This is a genomic window from Desulfococcus sp. (assembly GCF_041737845.1).
Lineage (GTDB): Bacteria > Desulfobacterota > Desulfobacteria > Desulfobacterales > Desulfococcaceae > Desulfococcus.
Genome location: NZ_JBGSQX010000079.1, coordinates 1 through 11,254 on the forward strand (window position 1 = coordinate 1; position 11,254 = coordinate 11,254).

Annotated in this window: 8 protein-coding genes; 6 read left to right on the forward strand and 2 right to left on the reverse strand. The window is 62.1% G+C overall.

Going from position 1 to position 11,254, the window contains the following annotated elements; genetic code table 11:
- The 5 genes from ACEW8N_RS08795 to eutB form a co-directional block, all read left to right on the forward strand.
- Positions 1–415 (forward strand): hypothetical protein (locus ACEW8N_RS08795; protein WP_373499439.1); only part of this gene is annotated, 415 nt, incomplete at its 5' end.
- Positions 388–1,485 carry a VWA domain-containing protein gene (locus tag ACEW8N_RS08800; protein WP_373499440.1) on the forward strand — a complete coding sequence of 366 codons (1,098 nt, stop codon included), beginning with the start codon at positions 388–390 and terminating at the stop codon, positions 1,483–1,485. The genes ACEW8N_RS08795 and ACEW8N_RS08800, both read left to right, overlap by 28 nt.
- 3 nt (positions 1,486–1,488) lie before the next feature.
- The gene (locus ACEW8N_RS08805) at positions 1,489–2,259 is read left to right on the forward strand and encodes a hypothetical protein (RefSeq protein ID WP_373499441.1); all 771 of its coding nucleotides are present in this window, start codon (positions 1,489–1,491) and stop codon (positions 2,257–2,259) included.
- Between the two features lies 1 nt (position 2,260).
- Positions 2,261–3,292 carry a VWA domain-containing protein gene (locus ACEW8N_RS08810; protein WP_373499442.1) on the forward strand — a complete coding sequence of 344 codons (1,032 nt, stop codon included), beginning with the start codon at positions 2,261–2,263 and terminating at the stop codon, positions 3,290–3,292.
- A gap of 81 nt (positions 3,293–3,373) precedes the next feature.
- Positions 3,374–5,644, forward strand: coding sequence for an ethanolamine ammonia-lyase subunit EutB (gene eutB, locus ACEW8N_RS08815; RefSeq protein WP_373499443.1), 2,271 nt, complete (start codon positions 3,374–3,376; stop codon positions 5,642–5,644).
- A gap of 189 nt (positions 5,645–5,833) precedes the next feature.
- Here eutB and ACEW8N_RS08820 read toward each other — a convergent pair whose 3' ends face one another.
- Together ACEW8N_RS08820 and ACEW8N_RS08825 are read right to left on the reverse strand one after the other, a co-directional pair.
- A complete protein-coding gene (locus ACEW8N_RS08820; protein ID WP_373499444.1) occupies positions 5,834–6,484 on the reverse strand; it encodes a hemolysin III family protein in 651 nt (216 codons plus the stop codon).
- Between the two features lie 157 nt (positions 6,485–6,641).
- Positions 6,642–9,920: an MASE3 domain-containing protein gene (locus ACEW8N_RS08825; protein ID WP_373499445.1), complete on the reverse strand. Its 3,279-nt coding sequence runs from the start codon at positions 9,918–9,920 to the stop codon at positions 6,642–6,644.
- Between the two features lie 494 nt (positions 9,921–10,414).
- On the opposite strand from ACEW8N_RS08825, the gene ACEW8N_RS08830 reads away from it, so the two are divergent.
- Positions 10,415–11,254 (forward strand): AAA family ATPase (locus tag ACEW8N_RS08830; RefSeq protein ID WP_373499446.1); only part of this gene is annotated, 840 nt, incomplete at its 3' end.

The following is an 11,254-nucleotide window of genomic DNA, read 5'->3' on the forward strand; positions in this document are numbered from 1 at the left end:
GTATGCCGTCCGGGGGTTCATGGTATCGCGTCGGCGCCGTGCCGGGACGACGCCTCCCGAGGCCCCGGGCCTGGCGGCCGCCCTGCTGCGGACGCTTTTGGCGGAAAAGCCTGAATGCCATTGGCGGTACATGGCCCGCGTCGGCCGGGCCCTCAGGCCCTTTCTCTGGGAAACCTGCGCCGTCCCTGGCCGGCCGGAGGGGGGGACCGGCCGGATGTTCGCCGACGCCATGAGGGGCCGGCTTCCCGAAGCCCTGGCAGGGGACGTTCACGACGCGCTCTGCCGCATCGATGACGCCGTGTCCGACGAGATGGACGAATACCCGGAGATGGAGGCGTTCAGGGCGGCGGTCCGGGGCATCCTGGAATTCGGGGAGGCGCAGGCGCAATGGACATCGCGAACCCCGCAGCCCTGACGCTTCTCGCGGCGATCCCCGCCCTGCTGGTCCTGAAGCGCGCCTGGACGCGGCCCACGGGGTTTTCCCTGGTGGCCATGGTGGACAGGGACCTCCGCCCCGGCCCCGTGAAGCGCTTCGGCCCGGATATCCTCGACGGGGCGGTCGTTCTCTTGCTGGTTTTGGCCATCGCCAATCCCCGATACGCCGTGACCCGGGAAACCACCCGGCTGGAGTCCAGGTGGATCATGCTGGTCCAGGACCTCTCGGGCTCCATGAACCGCCCCAGCGACGTTCCGGGCAAGACCCTGGGGGACGTCTCCCGGGAGGCCCTCCGGTCCTTCATCGGCCTGCGCAGGGAGCGCGACCTCATCGGGCTCATGGCCTTCTCCAGCCACGCGAAGCTCGTCTGCCCGCCCACCTTCGACCGGGAGATCCTGGCGGAAAAGCTGTCCATGCTCGACCGGCGGTCCGATTCGGCCGTGTTCCGGGAGCTCACGGCCGGGGGCGCCACCAACGCCTCCTACGCCGCGTGGCTCGCGCTCTCTTCCTTCTTCATGCTGCTGCCCCGGGAGAATCAGCCCACCTTTGCGGAGCTTCGGGACTTCCGCCACGGCCTGTCAGGGCGCACTCTCGAAACGGTCCCGGTTCCGGCCCGCCTGGGGGGGATCGGCTTCGGCCGGGGGATGGCCATCGTCCTGTTCACCGACGGCCGCATCGAAGCGAACGCCGGGCCCGCGGACGCGGCCGCGGGGCTGCCCAACTTCGTCAACGTGGCCCGGCTGATCCGGAAGCTGGGGGTCCGGCTCTACCTCGTCGTGACCGGGGACCGGGTCGACGACGAGGTCGCCCGGGCCGTGGCCGGCCCGGACGGGGGCGCCGCCGGGCGGCTCTTCTTCATGCCGCGGACCGCTGACGCGGAAAGGATCGGGCGCGTGTTTCAGACCATCCACGACATGGAAAAGAACCGGCTGCTGGCCACGGTCGAGCACAAGCGGCGGGAGGCCCGGCCGGTGCTCGCGGCCATGGCCGCGGCGGCCCTCATCGCCTCCTGGGCCGTGCGCATCGCTCCCGCAACGGGAAGGGTATAGGCCGTGAATCCGTCATTTTTCGCCCGGCTGCCGTCGCGGATCATCCTGCTGATCCTTCCGGCGCTGATCTTCGCCCTCTTGGGCCTGGACCGGTTCACGGGCTTTACGGCCCGGAAAATCCACGAGCGGCGCAATGCCCGCATCCTGGCCGAAATCGCCGCGGGGGACCGGGTCTCGGATCCCGCGGCGGCCGTCCGCCACTATCTGGCCATCGACCCCCCGCTGCCGGAGGTCCGGCTCCGGGTCCTCCGGCGGCAGTGGACCCTGGCTTTGCACAAGATGGACCGGATCCGGAAGGCCCGCCGTCACCCGGTTCTGAGCGGCCGGATGCCGGAATTTCATGAAGACCTCGCGCGGCACCTTTCAGACATGACGGCCCGCTGCGACGCGGCCCCGTCCGGGGAGGCCCCCCCGCCCCCGGAGCTATCGTGGCGGCTTTACAACCTGCGGGGCATGGTAAAGGTGATGGAGGCCTTCCTCCTGCTCTCGGAGGAGCAAAACGAAGCTAAGGCCGCCGTGGTCCTGAAGGATGCCGTGGGCAGCCTCAAGCAGGCCGTCATCCAGGTGGATCGGGCGGGCGGGCCGGAGCACGAGAAGAACATTCCCCGGTGGAACCTGGAACTGCTCCACGGGGAGGAGAACCTCCGGAAGATCCGGTTTTCGCGGCTGGATGCCGAGGGACGGCTTTCGGCCCGGAAGAATCTCGAGGCCATGATCCCCGAGGGCGGCGGATATGCCGCAGGCGACCCGTCGGGCGCGCGGATGGAGCAGTAGGATGTCCCTCAACCAGCCCCTCTGGCTGGCGCTCATGATCTTCATCCCCGTGCTCCTTTTTTTCTCCCGGCGCGCGTTTCTGCGCGCCGCGAGGTGGCGGAGGTGGTTCTCGGGCGGGGAGACAAGGCCGCTGCCGCGGCGCCTGTCGTCGGGACTGGCCGCGGCGTCCCTGGCGTTTCTGGCCCTTGCTCTGGCCGGGCCAGAGACCGTGCGCACGGTCATGGCCTTTGACCGCGGCGCCGTCGACATCCTGATCGGCATCGACATCTCGCTGTCCATGCTGGCCGAGGACGCAGCAGGCCGGCCCCCGGGGGCTGAGACCCCGGCCGTCCGGGGCTTTGCACCGAGCCGTCTCGGCCTGGCCCGCCGCATCGCCCTGGACATCACGGGCCGGCTGTCCGGCGAGCGAGCGGGGCTTTTCGTGTTTGCCGAGGAGGCCGTTGAGGTCATCCCATTTACCCGGGATACCGGCTACTTCCGGTATGTCCTGGAAAACCTGAGCGACACGGGCATCGCCGTCCCCGGGAGCAACCTGGGCCGCGCCGTTCTTGCGGCGCGGGGGATGATGGCGGCCGAAGGTCCGGGTCGGGCCGGGGTCCTCGTCCTCATCTCCGACGGCGAGGATGCGGGCTTCGATGCCGCCGCCCTGGCCGGGGCCCCGGGGAAGGGGGAAGCCGGGATGACCGTTTTTGCCGTGGGCGTCGGCGGCCCGGACGCGGTCCTGATCCCCCTGCGCGGCACCCCGGCTGGAGGGGCGCCGGCGGCCTATTATCTGGGAGACGATGGCGGCTACCTGAAAACCCGGCGGATCGAGTCCCCCCTCCGGCAGATCGCGGCCCTGACCGGAGGCCGCTATTTCCGGGGGGATGACGTGAATCTTCTTGAAAACCTGATGGGGGATGTACTATTACGAAGCAGAGCGGTCGAGGGTACATCGAGGCCCGCGAAGGAGCGGCGCTCCCTGTCTGCCGTGTTCCTGGCAGCAGCGCTTGCAGGCTTTGCCGGCAGCGTGGCATCGGCCTGCCGTGAATAGCGGTTTCCCGGCCGCAGGAGACCTCCGCGCAAGCGGCGGGTCCGCGGCGTCATCCCATCATCCCAAAAAAAGGAGGCGGATATGGCATTGGAAAGACAGGTGCGTGGGGTCCTGGCGTCCATTTTTTTCGGGGGCTGCCTGGCGGTTTCGGCGGGCGCCGTGACCATTGAATCCGTCCGGCCCGACCAGGACGTTTTCGCCTATGTCCAGTCGGTCAAGGGCGGTTTTGACCAGGAACTTTACCAGAAGGTCATCGGCGCGGCCAACGCCTTCAAGGAAGGGGATGAGGCCCTGGGCGTGGCGGCGGCCGACGACGTGACGCGGGTCTACGCCCGGATGCTCCTGGCCCGGACCCGAATCCGGGACATCCACGAGCACCCGCTCTTCGTGGACAACCTCCAGAAGCTGATCTGGAAGACCACCGACGCGGCACAGTACGAAAAGGTCAAAGACTGGACCCTGGGCGAACTCAGGGATTTCGTGCTGACCCGGCCCGAGGCCGAAATCAAGGGCATCATGGGCGGCTTGAACAGCGACGTGATCGCCTGCCTCGTCAAGATCATGAGCAACAGCGAACTGACGGTGGTGGGAAAGAAGGTCTTCAACCCGCTGCCGGGGTCGAACCTGGGGGCCGAAGGTTACCTGGGCGCCCGGATTCAGCCCAACTCCCCGACGGACAACCCCGAAGACATTCAGTGGCAGGTCTTCAACGGCTGGAGCTACGCTACGGGCGACCTGATCCTGGGCACCAACCCGGTGTCGGACTCCGTTGAAAACATCGCGAAAATCGAGCAGACCCTCAAGGACATCCTGGTCACCTTCGGCCTCGAGAAGGAGCAGCCCTGGTGCGTCCTGGCCCACATCGACAAGCAGGCCGAGGTGGAAAAGAAGTACCCCGGCGACACCGCCATCTGGTTCCAGAGCCTGGCCGGGTGTGACCAGGCCAACCAGACCTTCGACCTCACCATCGACAAGATGATGAACTACGCCAAAATGCGGACCGGCCAGTACGGCCTCTACTTCGAGACCGGCCAGGGCGCGGACTTCACCAACGGCGCCGGGAACGGGTTCGACATGGTCGTCCACGAATCCCGCAAGTACGGGTTTGCCCGGGCCCTGAGCCGGGAGGTCGCAGCCGTTGCCCCGAAGAACCAGCCCTGGGTCCACCTCAACGACGTGGCCGGCTTCATCGGGCCGGAGGTCTTCAAGAACCGCGAGCAGCTTGTCCGCTGCTGCCTGGAGGACATCGTCATGGGCAAGCTCCACGGCCTCTGCCTGGGGCTCGACATCTGCTCGACCCTTCATATGCCGGTGAGCCTGGACGACCTCGACTGGTGCATGGACCAGATCGCTCCGGCCAACCCGGCCTACCTCATGGCCCTGCCCACCAAGAACGACCCCATGCTGAGCTACCTGACCACCGGGTTCCAGGACCATGTCCGGCTGCGGGAGAAGTTCGGATACAAGGTCAACGACGCCATGTGGGAATTTTTCAAGCGCATCCGGATCGTGGATGAAAACGGGAAGTACACCGAGCACTTCGGCGACCCCGTCTGGGTCTACTACCAGTACCTGCTGGCCAAGGGCGACAAGCGGAGCAAAGAGGAGATCTACGCCGAAGGCAAGGCGGCCATCCAGCGGATCGAGGCCCGGGGGGTTCCCATCGCCGTTGGCCACGGCAAGGAGCCCTGGGACATGAACCCCGAGCTGAAGGACCGGATCCGGTCGCTCTACAACGACGCCAAGATTTCCATCTGGGCGGAGTTCACCCCGGAATTCATCCAGACCATCCCCAACGCCGTCCTCGTTTCGACCCTGTCCAAGGACCGCGAGGACTACGTCGCTCATCCGCCCACCGGGGAGAAGCTCGCCCCGGCGGCCGTGGCGACCCTGGAAAAGCTCCGGGACGGCTGGGGCGACAAGAGCCCCGATGTCCAGATCGTCATCTCCGACGGCCTGAACTGCAAGGCCATCATGGATGAAGGCCATCTGGAGCCCTATCTCAAGGCGGTGCGTGACGCCCTGGGCGGCGCCGGCTTCACCGTGGGCGAAGACCATGTGGTGGTGACCTCGGGACGGGTGCGCGCCGGCTACGAGATCGGCAGCGTGCTCTTCGCCAAATCCAAGGCCGACAGGCCCAAGGTGGTGCTCCATGTCATCGGCGAGCGGCCGGGCAGCGGCCACCACAACTATTCGGTCTACATCGCCGCCCCCAAACCCGAGGTCTGGGCCAAAAACGGCGTGGACCACGACATCGTGAGGGTCATCAGCGGCATCTCCAATACGGCCTACCCGCCCGAAGACGCCGCCCGGGAGACCCTGACCATCGTGAAGGAGATGACGGGCCTTTAGCCCGCAGTGCAGAAGAGACGATCCCCGCGGCGCCCGCCGCCGCGGGGCCTTCCAACCTCTCCCCCGCATGGTTCTGCGTGGTCGGCCGGCACAACCCGGCGCTTATCTGCCCTGTATGTCAGGCCAGGGCGGAATAAGCCGCCGAATGAGCGGATTTGCCGCCGTGAATTCTTTTTGCGACCGGGCAATCTACATCGCGGCGTGGGGGGTAACATGGTAATAAACGGCAAAATAGTGACAGATGCTTCCCGCCAGAACGAAGAGATGCCAGATGGCGTGATGAAAGAGGAGCCGCTTCCAGGCGAAAAAAAACAGGCCAAAACTGTAAAACAGACCACCTGACAGCAGCAGATGGAGGCCTTCCCGAGGAATCAGTTCGACTGCGGGCTTGATGGCAAGAATAATCAGCCAGCCCATGAAGAGGTAGAGCATCGGCGACAGTAACTTGAATCGATGAACGAAAAAGATCTTGAAAATGACGCCGACAGCGGTCCCTCCCCACACCGCGCCAAACAACGTCCAACCCCAGTTTCCGCGCAGGGGAACCAAAGCAAACGGGGTGTAGGTTCCTGCGATGAGGAAAAATATTGTCGAGTGGTCGAGGATCTTGAAAACCTTTCCCAGGCGCTCATGAAATTTGAAAATGTGATAAAGCGTAAACGAGGCATAGGAGATGACGAGGCTCAATCCATAGATGATGCAGCTCACGACATACCAGCTATTTCCGCTGCGGACGGCATGAGCGGTCAAAGCAAGCATCCCGGGAAGGCTCAGGAACAGGCCGACGCCCGAGGAGAGTGTGTTGGCGATTTGGGTAGGTATGTAATAGCGTGGTTCCATCGGGGGATAAATTCCAGTTATTTTTAGAATCGTCTTTCGCCAGATTCCCGTTGGACGGATCATCCGGGTATCCCGGACAAAAGCGGCTTCTGATCCATAAAATTGCCGGCGGTTGCGTTTTGGCTGAATGACGCAGGCATGATGACTGCGGCCTGATTCACCCGTTGCCGTGATGCACCCGGAGAATGGTTTTCACAAGTATATCGGGTGAACCCGTTTTGGTCAGATAGGCAGCGGCGCCGGCGTCGAGCATTTTCCGGCGCGTAAAGGCATCGTTGTGCATGCTCAGGCCGATGATACCGATCCCGGGGTGATTGCGCAATATTTTGGCAGTGGCTTCAATGCCGTTCATTTCCGGCATGCTGACATCCATGAGGATCACATCGGGTTGTAATTGCTCCGCCATCTGAATCGCTTCAAAACCATTGACGGCCTGCCCCACGACTGTCAGCCCTTCAAAGCCTTGCAGCATTTTGGCCAGTGCCTCCCGCATCAACTGCTGATCGTCGACCATGAGAATGCGAACCTGCCCGCTGTCGTCGCCGGATTGGGCCGCTTCGAAAGGAGTGCCCTTTATCAAATTCTGCGTACGGATATTTTCAGGCGGCGGTTCGCAATCGCTGGCAGTTGGGAACTTGATTTGGGGTACCATCAGGACAATACGACATCCTTTGCCGGGACTCGTCTTGATGCTCAGGGAGCCCCCCAAGAAAGTGATGCGATCATCGATGCTGAACAGACCAAAACCGCCATCCCTTCCCTGTCTGATTCTGGCCGTTTCATAATTGAATCCCTGGCCGAAGTCTTCCACCCGGATGTAAATCATTCCGTTTTGGCAGCCAACATCCAAGAGCGCCTGGTTTACGCCGGCGTGTTTGACCACATTCACAAGCAATTCTTTGGTTGAGCGGTAAAGGGTCGATGCGAGCGCAGGTGAACCGGGGTCGGCACCCGGCTGCGTTCGCACCGTTACCTCCAGGCCGTGCTTTTGCTTCATATCCCAGGCGAGACTTTCCAGCGCGGGCAGGAGTCCATCGCGATTCAGGCATGGCGGGTTAAGTTCATATGAGAGATTTCGTGACTTATTGATGCAGTCGCTGATGAGGGTTAATAGGAAAGCAAGCCTTTGACCCACTTTTTTGTCAGCGTTATCCTTTCCTATCAGGCCAAGTTCAAGCTTCATATAGGCAAGCTGCTGCTGGAAATCATCATGCAGAATGGATGCTATCTGTCGCCGTTCGCGATTCTCCGTATTGGACAGCTCCAGTGCGAGCGCTTGCAGCTGCCGTGTGCGTTCTTCAAGCTCGGCGGTGCGTTTGGCAACGCGCCGTTCAAGTGTTTCATTGAGCTTGCGGATTTTTGCCTCGCTCTCCCGCAGTGCCTTTTCCGACCGCTTCCGTTCGGTGATATCGAAAAAGTAGCCGCGAAATAATACCGGCGTGCCTTCTTCCATAACAACGGTGCACAACTCTTTTATCCATATCGTCCTGCCGTCGGCGGTGATCATCCTGTATTCAAATTCGTGATCCTTGCCCTTTGCCGTTTCGGTTTGAAAAAAACGGGTACACCACTCTCTGTCATCGGGGTGGATTGTCTGCGCCCAAAAATCGAAGTCTTTCCACATGTCGGATGGATAGCCCGTAAGATCGTGCACCCTGGGGCTCATGTAATTAACCCTCAGGGGTTCTGTTTCCAATTCCCAGGCGACGGCCTTTGTGGTTTCGACCAGCGATCGGAATTGTTTTTCCCGCTCCTGCAGCTTGAGCTTCACCTTTATCTGGTCGGTCACTTCTGCCAGCGTGAACACCAAACCCGTAACTTTTTTTGCAGCATCCTTCACAGGGATCAAGCTCCAATCCCAGTAGGTAAGGCCGCGTTGAGTCTGGTCGGGGAATTCAAACGGCTTGGCGGCCACGAAGAACGGTTCCCCCGTATCCACGACCCGTTGAAAGATGGCCTGATTCTCCTCGTGGGGATAAAGCTCAAAGTGGTTCTTGCCCGGGAAGAAGGACGGATCGTGTTTGCAGGTATCGGCATAAGCGCGATTGACCCAGATAAAATTGAACTCCGGATCCAGGAATGCGGCCATCATGTGCGTGTGTTGCAGTATGGCGTCCATCACCTGGTTGGATTCAGCAAGGCGCTGCCTGCTTTCCCGAAGCCTCTCCTCGGCTTTCTTGCGTTCGGTGATGTCGATGCCGCTCACAACGACATACTCGACCGACCCGTCCTGGTCCCCCAGAAAGCTGTTGGACATCATCACCCAGCGTTGCCGGCCATCCTTTGTGATCAACGCGGTTTCACGCCGGCGGCGGCGTCGAAACGAGACAATGTTTTGAAACAGTGACCTGGACCCGTCCACTTTGTCGAGAGGGACGATATCCCAGAACGGCCGTCCGCAGATTTCCTCCGAAAGATAGCCTGTCAACCGCTCGCAAGCCCTGTTGAATCGGACGATATGCCCTTCCCGGTCCAGGACGGCCAGCAGGGCATCTTCGGCAGCCAGAACGCCGGAGATGAAATCGTGATCTTTCCTGAGCGCCTCTTCACTCTCCTTGAGATTCCTGAAGAGCACGGCCAGCGGTCTTGCGACGCCCAGTTCGACAACCGCCTTGTAGATAAAATAACAGGCGATGATTCTCAGGAAATGACCGAGAAGGTTGAGCGCCCCGTAGACCTCGATGTAGATGGAGAAAAACAGTTCCGAAAGGACCGTCAATCCTATGGACGCCACCAGCAACCGGAAGACCGCTGGGTCGAAGCGTTCCCGCTTCATGAACAGCAGGGCGACGGCCGCAAGGAGAATGAGGCCGATGACGAACTCGCTCGTTTTTTTGAAGGGTGTCAGTCCTTCGCCTGATACGTAACAGACTGGAAACACGTCCCAATAGAATATGGACCCCAGAAGCAGGGCAACGGCCGTCACGTAGGCGGCCAATGCGAATTTCAGGTTCAGCTTTTTATCGATGAACAAGGGAGCAATCAAAAGGGATATGCCCTGCAGGTATCTGGCCGCGACCCAGAGCTGGGTCGGGAGGTTTTCTTCGGACCCCCTGAAAATACCCATGCCCTTGTAGGCAAGTGTATGGATGAGATCGAGCCCCCCGATGAAGAGGTAGGCGATCCCTATCAACAGCAGATAGTTGTTGTCGAGAGAGCGGCGAGCATTCCAGACGAGGAGGAAAATCGCCATGACGACCGCCGTGCTGAACATTTCGGCAATCGTATGAAAAAGGAGATAGCTGTAAAGGCTCGTCAGGTAGAGCCCTGCCAGAACAAGAACCAACACGATCGCCAGGGCATACGATCCGCCCTCTCGTTGATCACGCGACATAGCACCGCTCCATCTGACTGCACCTATCGGGTGGATGGATTGCACATCTCCCGGTTCATCCATGAAAACCAGGCCGACCGGCATGCAGGGGTTTTGAATCATTCTGCATCATGCACATTCCGATCCATACCTCAAAATACCGCCTATTGGCAAATGCGAAAATCGACGATCCGTTTGCGGGGGCTGAAATAATTGAGCTTCGAATGACGAGGATGGATTCTTGTGCGATGCCATCGCGGAAGTCATGACCATTTTGAGCTGCCGGCCCGGGCGGAAATGCCGTTCCGCCTGCTGTGGTCCCACACAGACAGAAGGTGAGGCCGCAATCTGCCGGCCCGAATGCCCTGCCCGAACCTGCGCTGCAAAAACTGGTTGACGCACCCCGGGCAACCCTGTCTATATGGTTGCGGATCCCCCGGAAGCGGCTCAGCCGGATGATCCCCCGGGTGGCCCAGAACCCGAACACGGCCTTCCCGATTTCAGTGTCCGGGACCTGGTGGCCATGGGCCGGAACCCCCACCTGGGGCGTTTTCCGGGTTCCTCCGGCTGCTGATCCGGCGCCGGAAACCATTTGAATACCCGCTAGGATGATTCCCATGCATGACCCCGCTGCGCCCATGTTTGCGCGGATCCGGAACGAAATCGCCCGGGTGATCGTCGGGCAGGAGGAGATGATCGAGCTGATGATCCTGGCCCTCTTCGCGCGGGGCCACGTCCTCCTGGAGGGCGTCCCCGGGCTGGCCAAGAGCCTGGCGGTGGAGACCTTCGCCCGGGCCGTCGGCGGCGAATTCAAGCGTTTCCAGTTCACCCCCGACAAGATGCCCGGCGACATCACGGGCACCATGGTGTTCAACCCGCACACGCGCTCCTTCGACTACCACCGGGGCCCGGTCTTCTGCAACATCTTCCTGGCCGACGAGATCAACCGGGCCTCCCCCAAGGTCCAGTCGGCCCTGCTCCAGGCCATGCAGGAGCGGCGGGTGGACGCGGAGCGGGAGACCTTTCCCCTGCCGGACCCCTTCATGGTGCTGGCGACCGAAAACCCCGTCGAGCAGGCGGGCACCTATCCCCTGGCCGAGGCCCAGGTGGACCGCTTCATGGTCAAGGTCGACGTCGGCTATCCCGCGAAAGGCGAGGAGGCGGACCTGCTCCGGCGCAAGAACGCGGATTTCGAGGCCCGGAAAGCGGCGGTCGCCGCCGTGGCCTCGCCGGCGGAGCTCCGCGCGCTCCAGGACCGGATCCATGACGGCGTAAGGGTTTCCCGGACCGTGATGGACTACATCCTCACCATCGTCACCGCCACCCGGCCGGACGGGGCGTCCCCGGCCGTGCCGGATGCCGTCCGCGAAAACGTCCGCCTGGGCGCCTCTCCCCGGGCTGCGGAGTTCATGCTCGCCCTCGTCAAGGCCCGGGCCTTCTCCCGGGGCCGCGGCTTC